The following is a 22,748-nucleotide window of genomic DNA, read 5'->3' as shown; positions in this document are numbered from 1 at the left end:
TGTCACTATGATTTTACGGCGATACCGCATGCCTTGCGCCAGATCAGCGGAATGCCGGCGCCGACCAGCGCGCCCATGCCCCAGAACACCGCGAACAGACCGAGGCTGGCGCCCGCTGCGCCGAACGCCAGCGGCAGCACGACCCCGGTCGCATTGCTGATGGTGGCACGGAATCCGACCGCTTCCCCGGCGTGACCAGGCGGCGCGGTTTGGTGCAGCAGTGCCAGTACATTCGGCTGACTGGAACCGAGTGCCAGTCCGAGTGCCGCGGCCACCAGCATCATCGACAGCGGCTGATGCATGAATGGCAGCAGACCATAGCAGATCACTGCCAGCCCCAACACGCCGACCAGGACTTGCCATTCGGAATAGCGGCGCGCGATCCACGGCATCGCCAGTCGCACCACGAAGGTCGCAATCGAAAAGCAGCCGAGGATCAGGCCGATGGTCGATGCCGAAAAACCGAGTTGCGAACCGTGGATCGGTGTCACGAAGGTGAACAGGTCCCAGGCCGAACCGAGCAGGATTGCCATCGCGTAGATGCGCCGCAAATCGGGGTCCCGCAACAACTCCCACAGACCGCCGCCGCTCTGCGTTTGATTGGCGGCGGCTTGCGGCATCCGGATCTGGTGCAGCGCGCTGACAGCGATCATCAGCAGCGCGCTCAATGCAAAACCACCGAACACCAGGTAAGAAACCGCATGCCCCGCATGGTCGATGACGAGGCCGGCGATTACCGGTCCGCAAAAACTGGAGATCGAATATCCCAGCGCCAGCCAGCTGAAATTGGTCGAGCGATTGTGCATCGTGCTCATCACGCCGACCGTGTGCTGCGATGCAATCTGAATCGTCACGAAGCCGGTGCCGACCAGCATCGATGACAGATACAGCCATGGCAGCCCCGACGTCAGGGTCGGCAGCACGCAGCCGACGCCCATCGCGAGGCATCCGCCCAACATCGGGCGGGTAATGCCGACGCGGTCGATCAGGCGACCCATCGGCACCGCGCATAACACCGGGAACAAACCGAACACGGCGACCAGGGTGCCGACCGCCAATTGCGACGCCTGCAGCGACAGCGCATACAGCGTGGTGGTGATGCGTGCGCCGTTCATCGCGATATGCGCGATCAGCGAAGAGAGGATGAGCTGCACGATCAGCGGTGGCCGCCATGCGCTCCAGCTTGCTGCAGACGCCTGTGCGGCCGAGCAAGTTGCCGGGTTCAGCCCGGGCCCGGGTGCTGCAGTGTTTGGCGTGGACGATCTTGGTACTTCGGCAACTGATCCAGCAGCATCTGATCCAGCAGCGGCTGATGCCGGGTTGCTGGATGTCAATGCTGATGTATCAGGAGCAATTAACACGGTGGCTTTCGAGGCTAATAATCCACAAAAATACGACTGTGGATCGATATCTGTATTTTAAAGTAAAAAGCCGGGGGTTGCCGTACGTTAAAATAGCGCCATGGATACTGTTTTAGATGAACTCTCCTTGACAACACCAGCCCACGTCGATTTCGATCGTCGTTTCGGCGGCATTGGCCGCTTGTATGGCAACGCCGCACTGTCGCGCTTTCGCAACGCGCATGTGTGCGTGATCGGCGTCGGTGGCGTCGGCTCGTGGGTGGTGGAAGCCTTGGCGCGCAGTGCGATCGGGCAACTGACCCTGATCGATCTCGACAATGTGGCCGAATCGAATATCAATCGGCAGATTCAGGCCTTGAGTTCAACCCTGGGGCAAGCCAAGATCAGCGCGTTGGCAGAGCGCATTGCGCAAATCAATCCGTTTTGCCGGGTCACCGAAATCGAGGATTTCATCGCGCCGGACAATCTCGATCAGATGATCGGTGCCCGGCATTTCGATTATGTGATCGACGCGATCGACAGCGTGAAACCCAAGACCGCACTGATTGCGTATTGCCACCAGCACGGTATACCGCTGGTGACGATCGGCGGCGCCGGCGGGCAGCTTGACCCCACCCGTATCGAAATTCGCGACCTCTCGAAAACCGAACAGGAACCGCTGCTGGCGAAGGTGCGCAAACAATTGCGCAATCTGCACGGCTTCCCGCGCGGCAGCAAGAACCGTTTCGGCATCGACGCGGTATTCTCGATGGAACCGTTGAAGTTCCCGGGCAGCGACCAAACCTGTTCGCTCGCAGGTGACGACGACGACGACGACGGCAATGGCAGCGGCGTCACCGGTCTCAATTGCGCCGGCTTCGGTTCGGCAATGGTGGTGACCGCCAGCTTTGGCATGGTGGCAGCGGCACAGGTGTTGCGCAAGCTGGCCGACCATGCCCATGAACGCCCGCCAGCCGCTGCGATTGAATTCGCATCCGCGGCCGCACCGCCATCTGCTACGGACGGCGAGGCGGTAGCGGCTGACATCATGGCGACTATTTAAGCCAGTGCGACGCCAGTATCCGGTACTGGCGACCCTGATCCAGCGAATCCGATTGCACCAGCGCAACTTGGTCGGCGTGCCAGAGCACGGGCACGGCGGTCAGTTGTTCCGGCGCCGGCGCATTGCGCGCCAGTGTCAGATGTGGACGAAACGCACTCTGGTTGTCATAGTCGATCCGATGCCGCACCAATGCCTGCGCCAAATCCTGCTGCAACGCGATGAGCGCCGGCGGCACCTGCTGCATGCCGGCCCAGGCGATTCGGTTGCGGCGGAAGTAACCGTATTGGTCCAGTTGCAAATCGAGCGCCGATCCGCCTAACTGCTGCAATACCTGACGCAACAGCGGCAGCGAGGCGGGCGCCTGCTCACCGAGAAACGCCAGCGTCAGATGAAAATTCTCCGGACGCATTTTGCGGCCGCGCACTGCAAGCTGGAGTTGCGTCAGCGCCGCGCGGGTGGCCGCATCGGGCCAAAGCGCATAAAACAGGCGCAGTTTTTGTGGCTGTTGGTCGGGCATGCGCTGACGGTCCTTATGTGGTGATGATGATGTAGTGATGATTATGCGGTGGTTGCCGGCTTAGTGTTGCTTTGGCGTTATTGCTCAGCTTGATTATTGTTATTATTGCAGGCTGGCACCCGACCGGCTGGCAAGTAGAAGCAACAAGCTGCACCCGGCGCGGGCCCGACAACCTTCATCATGGACTCCTATCATGCAAAATCGAGTTTCCCCCATCGTCGTCATCCTGGCCGCAATCGCGCTGGGCGGCTGCGTCGGCACGCCGGCTGGATCGCCATCCGGTGCCGCTGCCGCCGGCACTGCGGCAGTCAGCAACGCCGCGGTCAGACCACCGCAGACTCTGGTCAAGACCGACAGTCGGGTCGGCAGCGGTCAAGAGGCGGTGCGCGGTGCGCAAGCGGTAGTCAATTACACCGGCTGGCTGTACGACGCGCAGGCGGAAAATCATCACGGCAAGCAGTTCGACAGCTCGATCGGCCGCGAACCGTTCGCCTTTCCGCTCGGCGCAAGCCGCGTCATCAAGGGCTGGGATCAGGGCGTGGTCGGCATGAAAGTCGGCGGCAAACGCACCTTGATCATCCCCAGCGATCTGGCCTACGGCAGCAAGGGCGCAGGCGGTGTGATTCCACCGAATGCAACGCTGGTGTTTGACGTTGAATTGCTGGATCTGAAGTAACCGGCAAGCACACCCTGCAATGTTGCGATCGTCAGCCAATGGCATTGCGGGTTGTCGGTGCTGGCGCCAAGCCTCCAAGCTGCTAAACCCGCGGGTCCGCGCAGCCGCATCGCCGCGGTTCGATGCAGATCACCGGTGGTCGCGCCACGCGGCAACGCGCACCGCGCAAGACACGCCGCACGAACCAAAATGTTGACCGGAAGAACGGTCGTTTCAATACCAACATCCAAGGCGGTATGACCAGTATGACATTAATGTCATTAATTTACCGGCGGTTGATCATCGGATATCCGTGGAGTATATCGATCTATCGCATCTCGATGCTGCGCTTCCGATGAACCATCCGTCCCCTGTTTCGCCGCTGCAGGCACTGCGCAAGGACTGGTTTTTCTGGACGCTGCTGTTATTGCTGGTGGGACTGACTGCGGTCGCGCCGGCAAAAGTCAGCGGCTACCCGGCGCTGGTCGACTGGCCGACTATTGCCACGCTCGCCGGTTTGCTGGTGCTGACCAAGGGCGTCGAGCTGAGCGGATATCTGCATCACCTGGGTGAGCGGCTGTTGGTACTGATGCCGACCGAGCGCGCGCTGGCGCTGTTCCTGGTGCTGGCCACGGCGCTGCTGTCGATGCTGCTAACCAACGATGTCGCGCTGTTCGTGGTGGTGCCGCTGACAGTGAGCTTGCGCATCGCGGTCGCCGCACCGCTGCCGATCACGCGGCTGATCATCTTCGAGGCGTTGGCGGCGAATGCCGGTTCCGCGCTGACACCGATCGGCAATCCACAAAACCTGTTCCTGTGGCAGCAGTCGCAATTGCCGTTTCACTCTTTCGTGGTGGCGTTGCTGCCGCTGTTCCTGCTGCTGATGGTGCCGCTGCTGGTGCTGAGCGCCGCCGCATTTTCCAGTCGTGCGCTGCAGATCCACCAGTTGGTCGCGCTGCCGCCGGTACGCCGCCACCTGCTATGGCTGTCGCTGGCGCTGTATCTGCCGTTCCTGATCCTGACCGAACTGCATCATGCGCCGGCGGCGTTGCTGGTGCTGCTGGCGATCTTCCTGCTTGGTTTTCGCAAGGTATTGGCGCGCGTTGACTGGGGTCTGATCCTGGTGTTCGTGTTGATGTTCATCGATTTGCGACTGCTGGCGCAACTGGACCTGGTGCGCGATGTGATCGGCAATATCGGCCTCGCGCAGCCTCAACGGCTCTATCTGGCCGGGATCGCCGCCTCACAGTTAATCAGCAATGTTCCGGCCGCCATCCTGCTGGCCGAATACACCCGGGACTGGCGCCTGACCGCGTACGCGGTCAATGTCGGCGGTTTCGGCTTCATGCTCGGCTCGCTGGCCAATATCATCGCGCTGCGCATGACGCACCAGAGAAGCGCGTGGCTGGTGTTTCATCTGTATTCGTTGCCGTTTTTGCTGGTCACCGGCGGGCTGGTGTATCTGTGGTTGTTTGTGTGGTGAGTGGATCGCGGCAGGTAGATGACATCGCGAGTTGATGCGGCGGACTCGGTATACCCAATTACGGATACTCGTAAAAACGTCGTCCCAGCGAAAGGTGGAGCAGGGAATTCGGATAGCATGCTGTCCGCCTGTGCAACGGTCTGCGCTTGCAAGCGCAGATGCGCCCTGCAAGGGGGGCAGCGGCGTTGGTTGCGTCACACGGGCGTTATATCAGGACGTTACCTGTGTTCTGCAATAGGCGCGGGGAGTGTGCGACGTAAGTCACTGGGTCCCAGCGTTCGCTGGGACGACGTCAATATCTGCGACCATCTTTCGCTGGAGCGATCGTCTGCGCCTGTCGCCGTTTGCGCCTTGACTTGACGTCGCATTTCCGGTCCGCTTCGACAAATGAAAAACTTCGGCGCAAATGTAAAACCGCCGCCCCAGCTTGGCCGCAGGCCAGTTGATCCTGACCCTGCTGCAGGGCTGAGGCGGTGGTCGCAACCGCGTTGCCGTTCAAATCACTTCAGCAGCTTGCCATCCGCATCGCGATATTCGACCGGGCTCAGCTTCAGCGGCTCCAGCTGCGGTGCGATTTTGCTCTTGTCGCCGACACCGATCACGATCAGCTGCTCGGGCTGCAGATATTTCTTCGCGACCGCCTGCGCCTGGGCGCCGGTGACACTGGCGAAGCGCTTCGGCAGCCGACTGTAATAATCCTGCCCCAGATCGTAGACAAAGATATTCGCCAGGCTGGCGCCGATGCTGTGGTTGGTATCGAACTTGCCGGGCAGCGACAGGATCTGCGAGTTGCGCGCGTTGGCCAGTTCCTTGACCGACATTGGCCGGGCGATCATGCCGCGCACTTCCTTGAATATCTCGCCCAGGGCCGGGCCGGTGACATCGGTACGCACGCTGCTGGCGATCGCGAACGGGCCCGGCATCCGATGGTACTGAAAGCCCGATTGCACGCCGTAGGTGTAACCCTTTTCCTCGCGCAGGTTATTCGACAGGCGACTGGTGAACAGGCCGCCCAGTGCCGCATTCATCACCTGCAGCGCCGCATAGTCAGGCGTCTTGCGATCCGGGCCGATGCCGGTCACGCGCAACGCCGTTTGCGGCGCGCCGGGTTTGTCGACCAGGATCAGCCGGGCCGTGCTGGACTGCGGTTGGCCGATCGCGGAGCGGCCGACTGCGGCGCTGTGCCAGCCGCCGAAGCGCGATTCCGCCAGCGCTTTCAGTTCGGCGCGCGTGATATCGCCGGACACCACCAACGCCGCATTGTTCGGCACATAGTGCTGCTTCCAGAACGCCTGCAGATCGTCGCGCTGCATCGATTTGATCGCCTCTTCGGTGCCCAGTTCGACATAGCCGTAGGGGTGCTGCTCGCCGTATAGCGCCGCCTGGGCGACGCGGTTGGCGACGGCCGGAGCGCTGTCGCGCTGCTGGCTCAATGCACCCAACCGGCTGCTGCGCTCACGCTCGACTTCTGCCGTCGGGAACGATGGGCGCAGCACGATATCGGCCAGCAGATCGAGCGCCTGGCTGAAATTGTGCTTGAGTGACGCGACCTGTGCACTCGATGCATCGGCCGACGAAGCGGCGCCGAGAGAGGCACCCAGTTGCGCGATCTGATCGGCGATCTGCGGCGCGGTGCGGCTGCTGGTGCCTTCGGTCAACATGCCGGCGGTGAAGCTGGCGAGGCCGGATTTGTCGAGCGGATTGGCTTCGGAGCCGGTCTTGATGACCAGTTCGGCCGATACCAGCGGCAGGCCGGGATTGCGGTGATGGATCACAGTCAGGCCGTTGCTGAGCGTGAATACATCGCCCTGCGGCAGCGTGAACGCCTTCTGCGGGCCGGCTTTCGGCACCTGTTTGCGCCAGGCCTGGTCGGCGTTGAGCGAGGTGACGCCGCTGTCCTTGCCGGCGGCTTGTTTCGGCATCGCTGGAATCGGCACTTCCGGTCCCAGGTCCTGCTTGCCTGGCACGCCGGTCACCACCGCACGCGCATGGTTTTGCAATTGCGCCGCCATCACGCGCTGCACGTCGGCCGCCGTGACCTTGCGATAGCTGTCGATCTCCTTGCCGAGATAGCCGGGGTCGCCGAGATACTGATTGTATTGATTGAGCTGGTTGGCGATGCCCTGGCCGCCCACTTTTTCGACCTGGCTCAGGAGCGCGGTTTCGATCGTGTTGCGGGCGCGTTCTACTTCCGGTTCGGTCGGGCCATCCTTGCGCAGGCGGTCCATCTCGGCATCGATCGCCGCTTCAAGTTCCTGTGCGCTATGGCCGGGACGCGCGGTGACATCGACCACGAACAGCGAGCTGAGCGCTTCCGAATTCTGGGTCGCCGCCACCTCCTGTGCGATTTGCTTGTCGTACACCAGCGACTTGTACAGCCGACTCGATTTGCCGCCGCCCAGAATTTGCGCGGCCACGCCCAGTGCGGCATCGCCCGGCTGATAGGCCGGCGTGGTCAGCCAGCCCATGAACACGCGCGGCAGTTCGACCCGGTCCTGCACCACGACGCGGCGTTCGCTGGTGATCGGCGGCGTCACCACGTGCGGTTTCGGGACGTCGGGGCCGCGCTTGAAGCTGCCGAAATATTTGGCGACCAGCGCCTTGGTCTTGGCCTTGTCGATGTCGCCGGCAATCACCAGGCTGGCATTGTTGGGCCGGTAGTATCGGGTGAAGAAGTCCTTGATGTCCTTCAGCTTGGCCGACTGGATGTCGGCGTGCGAGCCCATCACGTCGGCGTAGTACGGGTGGTTTTTGGGGAACAGCTGATGGAACAGTTCTTCCTCGACGATGCCGTAGGGCCGGTTCTCGATGCTCTGGCGGCGCTCGTTGCGCACCACGTCCTGCTGGTTCGACAGCGCGGTCTGGTCCAGCACGTCGAGCAGGTAACCCATGCGGTCGGAATGCGTCCACAGCGCCAGCTCCAGCTGGTTCGACGGCACGGTGTCGAAATAGTTGGTGCGGTCGAAATCGGTGCTGCCGTTGGAGTCGGTGGCACCGGCGCCTTCGAGCAACTTGTCGGCCAGCCCGCGCGGAACATGCTTGGAGGCGGCGAACATCATGTGCTCGAACAGATGGGCGAAGCCGGTCAGGCCCGGCGCCTCGTTGGCGGGGCCGACGTGATACCAGACGTTGACCGCGGTGATCGGCAGCTTGTGGTCCTCGACCAGGATCACGTCGAGGCCGTTCGGCAGCGTGTATTTTTCGTAAGGGATCGACGGCAGGGCGCCATTGCTGGCGGCAACTGTGGCTGATGCGGCGGCGCTGGCCGGTGGTGCCGGATCGCGGGCCAGCGCGGGATTGACCGTGCCGTACAGTCCGATGACGATGGCCGGTATCGCCAGCAGTTTCAACGATTTCATCTAGGTCTCCGTGGTTGGTTTTATGATGAATAGGACTTACGCAAAATGGGAAAAAGTAGGGTGCGCCATGCGCACCAATGGTGCGTCGGCACGGGTAATGGTGCGCATGGCGCACCCTACTTCTCTGCTAACGGCTGAACAGCCATTGCAGGCTGACCGTCAATAACGCGCTCAGCAGCGCGATGGCGCAGGCGCCGACGATCAGGCGTTGGTCGCTGCCGCGCCACGTCGCCGGTTGCGCCGGGCTGGGTGCCGTGAGCGCTGCCGCGGCGGGCGTAGCGCCTGGGTTGCTGGCGCTGGCCGGATGCAACTGCCGATACCGATCGCTGGCTTCCAGCAACTGCTGCACCTGTGCGCCGAGCTGTGCGGTGGCGGCGTCGATCAGCGCGACATGGCGTTCGACCGTCTCCGCCAGCACCGTCTCATTGAGCGCGACCAGCGCGAAAATCGGGTCGTTGCTGTCGACCTTGACGCCGGTTTTTTCAAATACCAGATTGCGCAGCTTTTGCTGATCCATGGCGTCCTCCGCTTACCAGTCGACGCGATCGAGTTGTTCGAATATCTCGCGGTACACCACCTTGATGCGCTGCTTTTCCATGATGTTGAATTTGTCGCTCTGCATGACTTCGTCGACCGTCATGCGCGCCGTGTTCATCTTCTTCAGGTCGGCGCCGAAGGTGTCGGCATTGCGCTGCGCCAGCGTGACGCGGCCGCGGATCTTGTCGAGATGGTCGTGATAGGTCTGCGATTCGGAAAACAGTTTGCCGGAGGCCGACTGCAGCAGGCCGAAATGCTGGTTCTCCCATAACACCATCGGCGCCTTGGCCGATTTGGCGGTCGACACAAAGCCGGATGCGGTGTCATGCAGCGTGTCGCCGCCGCCGACGATCGAATGGATATACACGCGGCGCTCGGAATCCTGCAGCAGCGAGAACGCGTCGTTCTCGATCAGATACGCCAGCAGCGGCGAAAAGGTATTGGCGCCGTTGTCGATCACGCAGTTGCCGTCGGTCTCGAGGATGTCGATCATCAGTGCATCGAAGCGTTTCGGATCGATGGTGCGCGCATCGGTCATCACCTGTACATGCTTGACGCCCAGCGCCTTGTAACGCGAGAACGTCGCATTCTCCTGATCGGTGTCGTAGCAGCGCAAGGTCGCGCCGTCCTTTGGCCGGATCCATTGCGCCAGGATGGTCGACACCAGGGTCTTGCCGATCCCGCCCTTGCCCTGCAGGATAAAATGCACGGTGTTTTTCATGCTTGCTCCAGATGCGTAAGACCAAAACGGATTTCGGGCCGATGTTGCCGTGCCAAAATGCCTCGCCATTGTACGCGAATGTGCAACTGAAATTAACAGGGAGTATTGCCAGAAAATGGCAGGAAAGCGCTTGATTTCCGGCGGTCTTCAAATATACTGGTGGCAGTATACTTTTCGCGGCAACCAGCCCGTACGGCGCATTTGAACCGCCGAGTGCGACAGCAGCGGCGCCGGATCGGCGCGCCGCATCAGTTTTTCAAGCCGACGTAGATGAAGCCGCTGCTGCGCTCGCTGTTCAGCGCGACGTTGTACAGTCGTCTGGCAGCGGCGTCGTAGTAGGCGATGCCCGTCAGGGTGTTGCTGCCATTGCTGCAGGCGCCGCCCTTGAAGGTGATGCTGAGATCGTACAGATTGCCTCGGGCGTGCGGCGAGGCGGTGCCGGCGAACTGGCAGCCGCTGGTGCCGATGCCGTTCAGGTTGCCGCTGGCGTCGATCCTGACAATCGCGGCATCGGTTGCGCCGGCGGTACTGGCGATCCCGGTATAGCTGCCGGCCAGCGTCGCCACGCTCGGCGCCTGCTCGTACGCGATGTTGTAGTTACTGGCGAAGCTGACGGTCTGGTTCAAATTCGGATAAAAGATGGTGCCGTTGAAGCTCGTTTTGGCGACATAGCTGGCCGAGACCGTCGCGGCGCCGATGCCTTGTCCTTCCAGATTGACATCCTTCGCGTCCGCGGACGAAAAACTGCCGTTGATGCTGGTGCCAGAACCCTGGATCAGGCCGGCGATCCCGGTGCCCGGATTCGGGCCCGAGCCCGAATACAGGATCCAGAACACGCCGTTATCCAGCACGAAGGTGGTGATAGTGCGCGCGCTGCTGGTGCTGCCTTGCCATAGTCCTTCGCTCGGTCCGGCCGGCGGCGGCGAAGTATTGAAGCTCACTGAGCCGCCGCCACCGCAGGCGCCTAGTCCGGCCGTCATCAACAACACTGCGATCAGGCTTTTATTGACAGTCATGACGGCACCTCAGGCTGGTTGGCTGACACTGGACAGCGCGATGCGCGGCGCTGATGGTTATTTTTGAAAATTATTTTTTGCGTAGCGGATAGGCGCAGACGAATTTCAGAATATCGGCGCCGAAGGAATTGGGCGCCGGTGGCAGGTAATTGGGTTTGCTGATCGGCGGATTGTAATGGTTGGTCGCGCCTGCGCCATCGCGTTCGGCGTACAGTACTTCTTGCACGATGGCCATGGTCTTGGTCTTGCAATTGTATTGGCTGAGATCCTTGTACGACTTGAACGAGAACTTTTCGGCGCCGCCGGTCTCGACCGGATCCTTGTAATTGCCCATCACCAAAACCTGCCGGATATCGCCTTTTTGTGCGATGGTTGCGGCGTCGATGTGGACATCGCCGCGTTCGGTTTCACCGACCTTGCGCCAGTCGGCAGCAAAGCTGGCGCTGCATACCAAAGTTAATAATAATGCGATTTTTTTCATATTGTGATGAGTGTATTTGCTGTGTAATTGCTGTGTAATTGCAGGGGAGACATCGTTCGACCGCCAAGTGCCGGACAAATTCCGCACGGCCGGTTCGTCACGCTTGAGGCCCGGCCGATGCCGTGGCCGCTATGTTGATAATATGAAATATATCGACGTATTATGGACCGGCTGGCTCCGGTCAGGCCGCTGCCTGCGCATTCAGGAGGGTAATGGTGTCCGGTAGGTGGCGAAATGCAGGTATAAATAAGCTCGCATAGCGAAATCAGATCATACACAATAGCAACTCGAGTTGCGTGCCGTGGCCGCACCTCGCCGTTATCATAACAATCAGCGATTTTTTTTGCTTATGGGAAACATTGGGGGCGGTATGGACCGGAATGAATTATTGGCGATGACCAGGGCAGAATTCCTGCGCGGTTTCCTGGCCGTGGTCGATATTATGCTACCGCGCAGTGCGCTGCAGCTCTTCGCCAAGGCGGATGCCAGCTTTTCCTCGGCAGCGCAACGGCAGTTTCTGGACGCGCGCGGGATCGTCCTCAATCGCGGTGCCGAACTGACGCGAGAGATGGCGCAGGCGCTGGAACATTTGCTCAACCGCAGCTTTCAAACTGCCTTCAGCACATTTCGCCCGTCATTCTCGGCGGCGTACCGCGGCAACTCGCTGGCGCTGCTCGATTCTGCCGCCTTCGAGGACGAACTGCGAATCGATGGCATCACCAAACGATTCCGCAACGAGGCAGAGGAGCCATTGCGTGATCTGAATATCCGCATTGCGCTACTGTTCGAGCAGGACAATATCAAGGAACGGGAAAATCCGTTTCGGCCGTATCTGCTGTCGCGCTGCATCGCGACCGCGGTCGAAAGCCTGCACCTGACACCGGGAATGACAGCAATCCTGATTGCGCAACTGGGTTCAGAGCTGGAAAGCGGCGTTGCCGAGCTGTACGAACGATTGAACGAGCATCTGGCGCGCCACGGCATCGCCGCGAATTTGCAACTGAAGATAAAGAAGTCACCCGAGCAGCCGGTCAGTCCGACCGCCGGCGGCGCGGGTCCAGCACAGCTGGCCGCGCTGGGCGGTGGTGCCCACGGCACCGGCGACCGCGCACTAGGCCACGCGGACGGGGCGAGCATGGCGGCAGACCCGCCGGCACGGATGGTCGATCAACTGCTGCATCTGGTGCGCGGTGTGAAGCCGGCCAATTCGGCACCCGAAGCCGGTCAGCCGCGCGACCAGATCGAAGTGCGCCCGGTGGCATCGAATGCTGGCAAAGGCGGATGGTTGGCCGGCGCCCAATTGGTTGGCGCCACGCTGCGCAAATTTTTCGACGAAGGCGCTGCATCGATGCCGGTGGGCATGCCCGATCACCCGGGCCGGCCGTACACGCCGTATGCACCATACGTACCGTATGCATCGGCGGCGGCGCACGATCCGGCAGCAGCGTTTGCGCGCGTCGGCACGAGCGCCGGCAGCAGCGCCGGCCCAGCCGCCTGCGGGCCGGCCAGTCCGATCCAGAATTTTCTGCGCGCCGGCACGCCGCCCGACGCGGTGCTGCTGAATGACGATGGCGAGCCGCGCAACCTGATCGCGGAACAACGCGCGACCCTGAACGACATGGCGCGCAACGTCAACGAGCAGATGACGATCGACGTGGTCGCGATGCTGTTCGAGTTTATTCTGCGCGACCAGCAGGTGCCGGCCGAAGTGCGGGCGCAACTGGGGCGTCTGCAGTTTCTGGTGCTGAAGATCGCGCTGCAGCAGCCGACGCTGCTGACGCAGAAGGGTCACCCGGCGCGCATGATGATCAACCGGATCGGTTCCATTTCGATCGGATTGAAGCAGGTTGATCCGAGCGGCGTGCGCGTCACTGCCGAGATTTGCCGTATCGTCGACGCGCTGCTGGCCGACGAATCCGAAAGTCCGCAGCTGTTCTCCAAACTGCTGGACGAATTCGACGCCTTCATTGCCCAGGAGTTGAGCGCCAGCGACCACCAGGTCGAGCGTGCGGTGCAGGCGATGGAAACGACCGAGAGCCGCACCCTGCGTTTCGCCCGTACCTCGGCCCGGATGGCAGAGTCACTGGCTGGTCTGACCATCGATCCTTACCTGCACGATTTTCTGACGTCGACCTGGGTTCACGCGATCGAGCGCGCAGGGCGCACCGATGATGCGCGCGCGCAGCGCTATCAACTGCTGATCCCCGATCTGCTGTGGAGCATCGTGCCGAAAAACACCGAGCAGGACCGGGCACAACTGCTGGCGCTGCTACCGATTACCCTGTCCGACCTGCGCGAGGGGATGACCTTGGCCGGCCTCGAATTGCCGCAACGGCAGGACTTCATAGACTGGCTGGTGGATGTGCATACCCATGCCCTGCGCGCGACGACCGCGTCGGCACCGTCGCTGTCAGCGATCCATGAGCATTTCAGTCGCTTCATCGACGATCCGGAACGCGATGTGCCGGCAGCGGTGACGCCAACAAAAATGGCGGCCGACCGTGAATTTCTGGATGAAGCAATCAGGGAGCTGGAACTGGACTTGCTGCTGGTCGACCAGATGTTTGACGCCGGTCACGAGCAGCACGACAGCGCGGAGCAGGGCGCCGGCAGTGCCGGCAGCCCTGGCATAGCGGGTCTCGATACCGATATCGACGCAGCGGACTTGGATGCCGAAGAGAGCGTGCTGGCAGGTTTGCGTAGCGGCGTCGCGATCGAATTCAACCTCGACGGCCACTGGAGCCGCGGCCGTTTGAACTGGATCAGCCGCAACGCCTCGAACCTGGTCCTGAGCGTCGACGAGCATGGCGCGCCGTCGATCATCAGCGTGCGCACGTTCCGCCGCCTGCTCAAGAATGATCGTGCCCGCTTTATCGAAGCCGCACCGTTGTTTGAGCGGGCCGTGCAATCACTGCTGCAAACCGCCGATCAGATGGACGGCGAGCACGCGTAATCTGGCCTACTAAGCTGGCCTACTTTAAGCGCTGGATCGATCCGCAGATCGATCGGCGGATCGGTGCAAACCGCCAAAGCGCTGATAGAAGAACGGCGCCGCCTCCGCCGCATGCTGGTCCTCGCGCTGCAGCGTGGCGACCAGATATTGCTCGGCCGCGGCATGGGTCCGTTGATACAAGTCACGACACAGTTCATAGGCGCTGGTGCCCGGCCACGCGGCGGGCAGCAGCGCCAAAGGCAGCTGCGGGTCATGCAATTGGACGCGGCGAAACGCATGAATCAGCAGCGTGCGCAGCATGAAGGCCAGCGCGGGCTCCAACTGCGCCGAGGCCGCCGCTGTTTGCTGCGCGTCGAGCAGATCGAGCAGGTCACGTAGCGGCGCAAATTGCGCGATGAAGCGCTGATAGCCCTGCACCACGCCATCGAGTTCCCAACCGTGTTCGACCAGCTCGCGCAACGGGCGTGCGCTGACATTGGCCAGTTCGCTGGCGCTGCAGACGAATAGTTTGCCCTGCACGTTCAGGCGTTGCAGGATGTCCTCCAGCGCTTCCGGATCGCCTGACGGATGGCCGAACACGCCAGGCGCGATCAAGCAAAACCCTTCCCACACCAGTTCCTTGCGCAGCGCGCCGCGTTCGGCTGCGTTCAGATTGCCGCCGGCGGCAAATGCCAGCGTCCAGTTGCCATCCCAGCTCCGGTGTAGCGGTGCGTAAATGCGGCGAAAGGCGCGCTCGAAACGGCGCAATGCCGGCGCCGTGATGGTGTACGAGCTGCGCCGGCCTTCGCGGCTGGCCTGCAGCCAGTCTTCCTCGGCCAGCCGGAACACGCTGGTGCGTACCAGTCGGTCACTGATGCCGAACGGCGCCAGCAATTCGATCAAACTGCCGAGCCAAACCGCGCCGCCATGCGGTGCAATCGCGTCGCCAAACACGGTGGTGACGAGCGATTTTGCGCGTAACGGATCGCTGCTCATCAGCTGTTGCAGCCAGTTCTGGAGAGGGGGATTAGTCATTGCAAAAAGTGCATGGTGATTGGCGGTAGGCGTATATTGGATCTTGAAGACCGGCGTTGGCGTCAGTACTTGTTTTTCAATTTTATTGGAGTATAGCGTAACTCACTATCATTTATTGGCGGAAATAAGCTATATGGTCTAGGAGTATATTTTCCAGATGGCAGATTTTCGACACGGACGTCGCCGTACAGTTGTTGCCGATATTTATTTTAGATACTGAAATATAAAATGATACTAAAAAACTGGTTGAATTAATTTAAGCGTATCATATAATATGAAGACTGCGCCGGCGCGGATCGTGCGGCAACCCCAACGGACGGCATCAGGCAGTGAAGTTGGCAACTAGGTTGGCAACTAAATTGGCAACTAAGTGAGCAAATAAGTCAGCAACCCGGAGGTACAGATCATGTATGCACAATTGGTAGAAACCGGACTGAGCCGGGTTCGTTCGCAGGACGACATGAGCGAGGATGAGCGCGCGTTTCAGGCGCGGATCGATGACGGCATCAAGATCGAGGCCAAGGACTGGATGCCGGATGCCTACCGCAAGACCCTGATTCGCCAGATTTCGCAGCATGCGCATTCCGAGATCGTCGGCCAGTTGCCGGAAGGCAACTGGGTCACGCGTGCCCCGACCTTGAAGCGCAAGTCGATCCTGCTGGCCAAGATCCAGGATGAGGCCGGCCACGGTCTGTACTTATATAGCGCAGCCGAAACGCTCGGCACCTCGCGCGACCAGCTGCTCGATGCGCTGCATGCGGGCAAGGCCAAATATTCCAGCATCTTCAACTACCCGACCCTGAGCTGGGCCGACATGGGTGCGATCGGCTGGCTGGTCGACGGCTCGGCCATCATCAACCAGATCCCGCTGTGCCGCTGTTCGTACGGGCCATATGCGCGCGCCATGATCCGCGTCTGCAAGGAAGAATCGTTCCATGCGCGCCAGGGCTACGACATCATGATGGTGCTGTGCAAGGGCACGCCGCAGCAAAAGGCGATGGCGCAGGACGCGCTCAATCGCTGGTGGTGGCCGTCGCTGATGATGTTCGGTCCGAGCGACGCCGAATCGGTCAACAGCGCGCAGTCGTCGGCATGGCGCATCAAGCTGTTCTCCAATGACGAGCTGCGCCAGAAGATGGTCGACCAGACCGTACCGCAAGCGGAATATCTCGGCCTGACCGTGCCCGACCCGGATCTGAAATTCAATGAAGAAACCGGTCATTACGAGTTCGGCGCGATCGACTGGAGCGAATTTCACAACGTGCTCAAGGGCAACGGGCCCTGCAACCGCGAGCGGCTGCAGGCCCGCGTCGACGCGTGGGAAGACGGCGCTTGGTTCCGTGAGGCGCTGGTGGCGCATGCGGACAAACAAGCGGACCGCGCCAAGGCTGCCTGAGCGATGTGGTGGATGGCGTGACCGCTGACGTGACAGCTGACGTGACAGCGGACATGACAGCTGACGTGACAGAACAAAATTAGGAGAATCTGATGAGCAAAGAATGGCCATTGTGGGAAATTTTCATCCGCAGCCAGCACGGCCTGGCGCACAAGCATGTCGGCAGCCTGCATGCACCGGATGCCGAGATGGCGGTCAATAACGCGCGCGACGTCTACACCCGCCGCAACGAAGGCGTCAGCATCTGGGTCGTCAAGGCCAGCGACATCGTCGCAAGCAGCCCGGGCGACAAGACTGCGCTGTTCGAGCCGGCCAACAGCAAGGTGTACCGTCATCCGACCTTCTTCCCGATGCCGGAAGAAGTCAAGAATTTGTAGGGCGGGAGAATACCGTGGCGAATGACAAATTCACGAAAGACAAATTCGCGAGTGACAAGTTTGATTACCTGCTGCGCCTGGGCGACACCGCGCTGGTGCTGAGCCAGCAACTGTCGAAATGGTGCGGCAAGGGGCCGGCGCTGGAAGAAGATATGGCGCTGACCAATGTCGCGCTCGATCTGATCGGGCAGGCGCGGATGTGGCTCAGCTATGCGGCCGAGATCGAAGGCGCCGGACGCGACGAGGACCAGCTCGCATTCCTGCGCGATGCGCACCAGTTCCGCAATTTTCTGCTGGTCGAACAGCCGAACGGCAGTTACGCCGACACGCTGATGCGCCAGTTCCTGTTCGATAGCTGGCATTACTTCCAACTGCAGGCTTTGCTGCAATCGTCGGACCAACGGATTGCCGAAATCGCCGAAAAATCGCTGAAGGAAGTGACCTACCACCTGCGCCGCAGCGGCGACCTGGTAGTACGTCTGGGCGACGGCACCGAGCTCAGTCGCAGCAAGGTCCAGGCCGCAGCCAATGCGCTATGGCCGTACACCGGCGAAATGTTCAACGCCGATGCGCTGGACGACGCCATCACCGCGACCGGCATCGCACCCGATCCGGGCACTCTGCGCGCCGCGTGGCTGGCGCATCTGGCCGAGATTTTCGCCGAAGCGACCTTGACCATGCCGGCCCCCGATGCGTGGATGCAAAAGGGCGGCAAGCAGGGCGTGCACACCGAACACCTGGGCTATTTGCTGGCCGAGATGCAATTCCTGCAGCGCGCCTATCCAGGAGCACAGTGGTAATGGACACGCAAGCGTCGACCAGGATGATCGAGCGGCCCGACAGCGCGCAGGTCTGGTCATGGCTGGCCGCGGTACCGGACCCGGAGATCCCGGTGATCTCGATCGTCGACCTGGGGATCGTGCGCGATGTCGTGTGGCACGCCGACGAATGCGTGGTCACCATCACCCCGACGTATTCCGGTTGCCCGGCAATGACCGTGATCGCCGACGCGATTTCACAGGCGCTGCACGAGCGCGGCATCGAACGGGTGCGCTTGCAGACGCAATTGTCGCCGGCCTGGACTACCGACTGGATGAGCGAGGACGGCAAACGCAAGTTGCACGCGTACGGTATCGCGCCGCCGGCCGAACAGGTGATCGACATCAGCGGCCTGCGTTCCGACGCAGCAGCCGCCTCAGCCATCAGCCGCAAGCGGCCGCTATTGGTGGTGGTCTGTCCGCACTGCGGCTCGAGTCACACCCGCGTCACCAGCCAGTTCGGGTCAACTCCATGCAAGGCGCTGTACCGTTGCGATGATTGCCTGGAACCGTTTGACTATTTCAAGTGTCATTGATACCAACTCATGAACTTCAAGCGCCATTGATTGCCGCGAACTTTAAACATTCCGTGTCATCCCAGCGCACGCTGGGATCCAGCGGCGTCGATCGCACCAGGAAGCAATGGCAATAGCGTGCGGCGAAAGACACTGGGTCCCAGCGTGCGCTGGGACGACAGCCAAATTTTGGAAGTCGGAAGTTTGCGTCAACCCGTATAAGCCCGAAATAAATACCGTTCCGCAGCACAGCAATAAGACAAGAGCAAAGACGAAACTTGGCAACACCCCAAGCTAGCAATGGAGAGCAATAAATGAGCAAGTTTTATCCGCTATCGGTCGCCAACGTGATCAACGAAACCCGTGACACCATTGCGGTCACGTTCGCAGTGCCGTCGGAGTTGAAAGATAAATTCCAGTATGTCCAGGGACAGCATCTGACGCTGCGCACCACGATTAATGGCGACGATGTGCGGCGCTCATATTCGATCTGTTCGGCGGTACAGGACCAACAACTACGCGTGGCAATCAAGCGCTGCCCCGGCGGAGAGTTCTCGACCTGGGCCAACGATACCTTGAAGCCGGGTATCACGCTCGACGTGATGCCGCCGATGGGGCACTTCAATACGCCGCTCAGCGCAGAAAACAAGAAGCACTATCTGGGCTTCGCCGCCGGCAGCGGCATCACGCCGATGCTGTCGATCATCAAGACCACGCTGATCGCGGAGCCGCATAGCCAGTTCACGCTGTTCTACGGCAACCGCGCGTCGTCCACCGTGATCTTCAAGGAAGAGCTGACCGACCTCAAGGATATCTATCTCGAACGGCTGAACCTGGTGTATGTGATGAGCCGCGAGCAGCAGGACATCGAACTGTTCAACGGCCGCATCACGAAAGAAAAATGCGAGCAGTTCTTCCGGCACTGGATCAAGCTCGACGATATCGACACCGTCTTCATCTGCGGCCCGGAGCAAATGATGCACGACGTGTCCGACGTATTGCAGGAACACGGCATGGCGAAATCGAACATCAAGATCGAACTGTTCGCCGCCAGCATTCCGAAGCATCAACACGTAGCGCATGCGAAGCTCCAGCAACAGCCACAGGAATGCCAGGTCACCGTCATCATCGACGGCAATCACACCAGCTTCACGATGGAAAAGGACAAGGAATCGATCCTCGACGCCGGACTGCGCCAGGGCATCGATATGCGTTATTCATGCAAGGGTGGCGTGTGTTCGACCTGCCGCTGCAAGGTGCTGGACGGCAAGGTCGAGATGGACGTCAACTACGCACTGGAAGATTATGAAGTCGCGCGCGGCTTTGTGCTGAGCTGCCAGAGCTTTCCGCTGACCGACAAGGTGGTGGTCGATTTCGATCAGGATCATTGATTTTTTAGACGCCACGGACACATCAATTTGCCCGCGGCCGTCGTCCCAGCGAACGCTGGGACCCAGTGTCGTTCGTTGCATTCCGTGTCGAAATTTCGGTATGCAGCGGACGCCACTGGATTCCAGCGTTCGCTGGAATGACAGTAATTGTTGACCGTTTTAACCAGAAATGGGTAGCGCAAATTTTAAGTAAGAGTTGAACAAGTGTTGTCCGATGCAAAGTGATGTCGTCCCAGCGAACGCTGGACCCAGTGTCTTTCGTTGCATTCCATGTCGAAATTTCGGTATGCAGCGGACGCCACTGGATTCCAGCGTGGCCGCAGGCCGGTTCATCCTGAGCCTGCCGAAGGACTGGAATGACAGTAATTGTTGACCGTTTCAACCAGAAATGTGTAGCGCAAATTTTAAATAAGTTGAACAAGTGTTGTCCGATGCAAAGTGATGTCGTCCCAGCGAACGCTGGGACCCAGTGTCGTTCGCTGCAATCCGTATTGGCATTTCAGCTCGCGACATAGGTCACCGGATTTTGGTGTTATTCGGAACCACATCATTAACCCGGACCACCGGACCACCGAACCACCATTACCGATAACCACATTCAAAAATAGCCTGGAGAAAACCACATGTCACACGCCTTTTTCGACCGTCATCAAGAGCTTCTGAACCAAGCCGTAGCAGCCATCGCGACCCGCGGTTACTGGAGTCCGTATGCAGAAATGCCGAGCCCACGTGTCTACGGCGAAACCGCCAACAACGACGGCAAGGCCGCGTTTGACGCGCGTCTGAACAAACCGTTCGCACTGAATCAAGCTGGCACTATCGGCCAGGCCGGCAAGGAAGTATCACCTTACGGTTTCGATCTGGGCATCACTTATCCGAAACCGGATCTGGATCAATTGTTTGGCGCAATCCAGAACGCATCGACCGGCTGGCGCAAGGCCGGCCCGGAGGCTTGGGTTGGCGTTTCGTTGGAGATTCTGGATCGCCTGAACAAGCGCAGCTTCGAGATTGCCTACTCGGTGATGCACACCACCGGCCAGGCTTTCATGATGGCGTTCCAGGCCGGCGGCCCGCACGCGCAGGATCGCGCGCTGGAGGCGGTTGCCTATGCCTGGGCAGAGATGCGCCGGATTCCAAAGACCGCGCTATGGGAAAAGCCGCAGGGCAAGAACGAGCCGTTGCGGATGGAAAAGCATTACACCGTGGTGCCACGCGGCGTCGGCCTGGTCATCGGCTGCTGCACCTTCCCGACCTGGAACGGCTATCCGGGCCTGTTCGCCAGTCTCGCGACCGGCAATGCGGTGGTCGTCAAGCCGCATCCGGGCGCGATTCTTCCGCTCGCGATCACCGTCGAAATCGCGCGGGAAGTGCTGACCGAAGCCGGCTTCGATCCGAATGTCGTGACCCTGGTTGCGAACGATCCAAGCGAACGCATGGCCTCGACATTGGCGCTGCGTCCCGAAGTGCGCCTGATCGACTTCACCGGCAGCAGCAGCAATGGCACCTGGCTCGAGCGCAATGCGCATCAGGCCATCGTGTTTACCGAGAAGGCCGGCGTCAACCAGATCATCGTCGACTCGACCGACGACTTCAAGGGCATGGTGCGCAACATCGCGTTTTCGCTGACCCTGTATTCGGGCCAGATGTGCACCGCACCGCAAAATATTTATATTCCGAAAGACGGCATCGATACACCGGACGGCCATCTGAGTTTTGATCAGGTCGCCAGCGCGATCGGCGACAGCATTGCCAAGCTGACCAGCGATCCGGCCAAGGCGGTCGAAGTGCTGGGAGCGATCCAGAATACCGGCGTGCTCGATCGCATCGACGCCGCCCGTGCCATCGGCGAAGTGGTGCAGGACAGCCAGACGTTGGTGCATCCGCAGTTCCCGCAGGCGCGCATCCGCACCCCGCTGCTGCTGAAAGTTGGCAGTGTCGACGAGGAAAAGATCATGCAGGAATTCTTCGGTCCAATCTCGTTTGCCATCGCGACCGACAGCACTGCGCACAGCATCGCGCTGGCACAGAAGGGCGCGACCGAACACGGTGCATTGACGCTGTCGGTGTACTCCAACAAACCGGCGGTGCTGGACCAGGTCGCCGATGCGTCGGAACAGGCCGGCGTCGCACTGTCGATCAACCTGACCGGCGGCGTGTTCGTCAACCAGTCGGCCGCGTTCAGCGATTTCCATGCGACCGGCGCCAATCCGGCTGCCAATGCGTCGCTGTCCGATTCGGCCTTCGTTGCCAATCGCTTCCGCGTGGTGCAACGCCGCGCCCACGTGTAAACCGGAATCACGGAGCCACCATGAGCTACCCAATGAACTACGACAGCATTCTGTTCGAGATCCAGGACGGTATCGCGCGATTGACCTTGAACCGGCCCGACCGACTCAACAGCTTTACCGCGGCGATGCACGGAGAAGTGCGCGCCGCATTGGAACAGCTGAAGGCCGACAGTTCGGTACGGGTGCTGGTGCTGACCGGCGCCGGACGCGGCTTCTGCGCCGGCCAGGACCTCGGGGACCGCGCGGTCGCACCGGGTGCGCCCGGGGTTGATCTCGGTGAATCGGTCGAGAAATATTACGCCCCGCTGGTGCTGGCATTGCGCAATCTGCCGATGCCGGTGATCTGCGCGGTCAATGGCGTCGCCGCCGGCGCCGGTGCCAATCTGGCACTGGCTTGCGACATCGTGATCGCGGCCCGTTCGGCCAGTTTCATCGAGGCGTTCTGCAAGCTTGGTCTGATTCCGGACACCGGCGGCACCTACTTCCTGCCGCGCCTGGTCGGCACCGCTCGCGCGATGGGTCTGGCGATGCTGGGTGACAAGCTGAGTGCCGAGCGCGCCGAAAGCTGGGGCCTGATCTGGCAATGCGTGGACGACGATCAATTGACTGCAACAACCGATGCATTGGCCCAGCATTTCGCCAGCGCACCGACCAAGGGCCTGGCGCGCACCAAGCAGGCGCTGTATGCCAGTCCGGCCAATACGTTACCGCAGCAACTCGATCTGGAACGCGATTTCATGCGCGAACTGGGCAACAGCCACGACTACCGCGAAGGCGTCGCGGCCTTCATGGCCAAGCGCGCGCCGCAATTTAAAGGAGAGTAG

General features: G+C 60.7%; 21 protein-coding genes. 13 read left to right on the top strand and 8 right to left on the bottom strand.

Annotation, left to right across the window (positions count from 1 at the left end):
• Positions 1 to 5: 5 nt before the first annotated feature.
• Positions 6 to 1,154, bottom strand: coding sequence for an MFS transporter (locus tag ACFOFO_RS04440; protein ID WP_390326653.1), 1,149 nt, complete (start codon positions 1,152 to 1,154; stop codon positions 6 to 8).
• Here ACFOFO_RS04440 and ACFOFO_RS04435 point away from each other — a divergent pair.
• Both ACFOFO_RS04435 and tcdA read left to right on the top strand, forming a co-directional pair.
• Positions 1,144 to 1,422, top strand: a complete 279-nt coding sequence (locus ACFOFO_RS04435; protein ID WP_390326651.1) for a hypothetical protein — start codon at positions 1,144 to 1,146, stop codon at positions 1,420 to 1,422. The genes ACFOFO_RS04440 and ACFOFO_RS04435 overlap by 11 nt on opposite strands.
• Positions 1,423 to 1,461: 39 nt before the next feature.
• A complete protein-coding gene (gene tcdA / locus ACFOFO_RS04430) occupies positions 1,462 to 2,403 on the top strand; it encodes a tRNA cyclic N6-threonylcarbamoyladenosine(37) synthase TcdA (protein WP_390326649.1) in 942 nt (313 codons plus the stop codon).
• Here tcdA and thpR read toward each other — a convergent pair.
• On the bottom strand, positions 2,396 to 2,920 hold the full coding sequence (gene thpR, locus ACFOFO_RS04425) for an RNA 2',3'-cyclic phosphodiesterase (protein ID WP_390326647.1): 525 nt from the start codon (positions 2,918 to 2,920) through the stop codon (positions 2,396 to 2,398). The two genes, tcdA and thpR, sit on opposite strands and share 8 nt — an antisense overlap.
• A gap of 193 nt (positions 2,921 to 3,113) precedes the next feature.
• Between thpR and ACFOFO_RS04420 the strand changes: the two genes are divergently transcribed.
• The 3 genes from ACFOFO_RS04420 to ACFOFO_RS04410 all read left to right on the top strand — a co-directional run bounded on the left by ACFOFO_RS04420 (position 3,114) and on the right by ACFOFO_RS04410 (position 5,058).
• Entirely contained in the window at positions 3,114 to 3,596 is a 483-nt protein-coding gene (locus ACFOFO_RS04420; protein WP_390326645.1) for an FKBP-type peptidyl-prolyl cis-trans isomerase, read from the top strand.
• Positions 3,597 to 3,718: 122 nt separating this feature from the next.
• Positions 3,719 to 3,934: a hypothetical protein gene (locus ACFOFO_RS04415; RefSeq protein WP_390326643.1), complete on the top strand. Its 216-nt coding sequence runs from the start codon at positions 3,719 to 3,721 to the stop codon at positions 3,932 to 3,934.
• On the top strand, positions 3,931 to 5,058 hold the full coding sequence (locus ACFOFO_RS04410) for an SLC13 family permease (protein WP_390326641.1): 1,128 nt from the start codon (positions 3,931 to 3,933) through the stop codon (positions 5,056 to 5,058). The genes ACFOFO_RS04415 and ACFOFO_RS04410 overlap by 4 nt, the downstream gene beginning before the upstream one ends.
• Before the next feature lie 500 nt (positions 5,059 to 5,558).
• Here ACFOFO_RS04410 and ACFOFO_RS04405 read toward each other — a convergent pair whose 3' ends face one another.
• From ACFOFO_RS04405 to ACFOFO_RS04385, 5 genes are all read right to left on the bottom strand, one after another.
• The gene (locus ACFOFO_RS04405) at positions 5,559 to 8,417 is read right to left on the bottom strand and encodes a M16 family metallopeptidase (protein ID WP_390326639.1); all 2,859 of its coding nucleotides are present in this window, start codon (positions 8,415 to 8,417) and stop codon (positions 5,559 to 5,561) included.
• Between the two features lie 127 nt (positions 8,418 to 8,544).
• Positions 8,545 to 8,934: a hypothetical protein gene (locus ACFOFO_RS04400; RefSeq protein WP_390326637.1), complete on the bottom strand. Its 390-nt coding sequence runs from the start codon at positions 8,932 to 8,934 to the stop codon at positions 8,545 to 8,547.
• 12 nt (positions 8,935 to 8,946) lie between these two features.
• Positions 8,947 to 9,675 carry a P-loop NTPase family protein gene (locus tag ACFOFO_RS04395; protein ID WP_390326634.1) on the bottom strand — a complete coding sequence of 243 codons (729 nt, stop codon included), beginning with the start codon at positions 9,673 to 9,675 and terminating at the stop codon, positions 8,947 to 8,949.
• Between the two features lie 248 nt (positions 9,676 to 9,923).
• Complete coding sequence (locus tag ACFOFO_RS04390) at positions 9,924 to 10,691, bottom strand: hypothetical protein (RefSeq protein ID WP_390330933.1); 768 nt, start codon at positions 10,689 to 10,691, stop codon at positions 9,924 to 9,926.
• Positions 10,692 to 10,761: 70 nt separating this feature from the next.
• Positions 10,762 to 11,172 (bottom strand): surface-adhesin E family protein, encoded by a 411-nt coding sequence (locus ACFOFO_RS04385; protein WP_390330931.1) that lies wholly within the window; start codon positions 11,170 to 11,172, stop codon positions 10,762 to 10,764.
• A 370-nt stretch (positions 11,173 to 11,542) separates the two neighbouring features.
• Between ACFOFO_RS04385 and ACFOFO_RS04380 the strand changes: the two genes are divergently transcribed.
• On the top strand, positions 11,543 to 14,125 hold the full coding sequence (locus ACFOFO_RS04380; RefSeq protein ID WP_390330930.1) for a DUF1631 family protein: 2,583 nt from the start codon (positions 11,543 to 11,545) through the stop codon (positions 14,123 to 14,125).
• Between the two features lie 24 nt (positions 14,126 to 14,149).
• Here the strand turns inward: ACFOFO_RS04380 and paaX are convergent, their stop codons facing one another.
• Positions 14,150 to 15,139, bottom strand: a complete 990-nt coding sequence (paaX, locus tag ACFOFO_RS04375; protein WP_390326626.1) for a phenylacetic acid degradation operon negative regulatory protein PaaX — start codon at positions 15,137 to 15,139, stop codon at positions 14,150 to 14,152.
• 406 nt (positions 15,140 to 15,545) lie between these two features.
• Between paaX and paaA the strand changes: the two genes are divergently transcribed.
• The 7 genes from paaA (at position 15,546) to paaG (ending at position 22,748) form a co-directional block, all read left to right on the top strand.
• The gene (gene paaA / locus ACFOFO_RS04370; RefSeq protein WP_390326624.1) at positions 15,546 to 16,535 is read left to right on the top strand and encodes a 1,2-phenylacetyl-CoA epoxidase subunit PaaA; all 990 of its coding nucleotides are present in this window, start codon (positions 15,546 to 15,548) and stop codon (positions 16,533 to 16,535) included.
• Positions 16,536 to 16,627: 92 nt separating this feature from the next.
• On the top strand, positions 16,628 to 16,912 hold the full coding sequence (gene paaB / locus ACFOFO_RS04365; protein ID WP_390326621.1) for a 1,2-phenylacetyl-CoA epoxidase subunit PaaB: 285 nt from the start codon (positions 16,628 to 16,630) through the stop codon (positions 16,910 to 16,912).
• Between the two features lie 14 nt (positions 16,913 to 16,926).
• Positions 16,927 to 17,712, top strand: a complete 786-nt coding sequence (gene paaC, locus ACFOFO_RS04360) for a 1,2-phenylacetyl-CoA epoxidase subunit PaaC (protein ID WP_390326619.1) — start codon at positions 16,927 to 16,929, stop codon at positions 17,710 to 17,712.
• Positions 17,712 to 18,266 carry a 1,2-phenylacetyl-CoA epoxidase subunit PaaD gene (gene paaD, locus ACFOFO_RS04355; RefSeq protein ID WP_390326617.1) on the top strand — a complete coding sequence of 185 codons (555 nt, stop codon included), beginning with the start codon at positions 17,712 to 17,714 and terminating at the stop codon, positions 18,264 to 18,266. Before paaC ends, paaD begins: the two co-directional genes overlap by 1 nt.
• A gap of 293 nt (positions 18,267 to 18,559) precedes the next feature.
• Positions 18,560 to 19,636: a 1,2-phenylacetyl-CoA epoxidase subunit PaaE gene (gene paaE, locus ACFOFO_RS04350; RefSeq protein WP_390330928.1), complete on the top strand. Its 1,077-nt coding sequence runs from the start codon at positions 18,560 to 18,562 to the stop codon at positions 19,634 to 19,636.
• Positions 19,637 to 20,259: 623 nt separating this feature from the next.
• Positions 20,260 to 21,924, top strand: a complete 1,665-nt coding sequence (gene paaN, locus ACFOFO_RS04345) for a phenylacetic acid degradation protein PaaN (protein ID WP_390326615.1) — start codon at positions 20,260 to 20,262, stop codon at positions 21,922 to 21,924.
• A 32-nt stretch (positions 21,925 to 21,956) separates the two neighbouring features.
• Positions 21,957 to 22,748 carry a 2-(1,2-epoxy-1,2-dihydrophenyl)acetyl-CoA isomerase PaaG gene (paaG, locus tag ACFOFO_RS04340; protein WP_390328234.1) on the top strand — a complete coding sequence of 264 codons (792 nt, stop codon included), beginning with the start codon at positions 21,957 to 21,959 and terminating at the stop codon, positions 22,746 to 22,748.

This window comes from Pseudundibacterium arcticum (genome assembly GCF_042646465.1).
GTDB lineage: Bacteria > Pseudomonadota > Gammaproteobacteria > Burkholderiales > Burkholderiaceae_D > Undibacterium_A > Undibacterium_A arcticum.
Note: the sequence above shows the minus strand (reverse complement) of the source record. Positions and strands in the feature narration are given on the sequence as shown.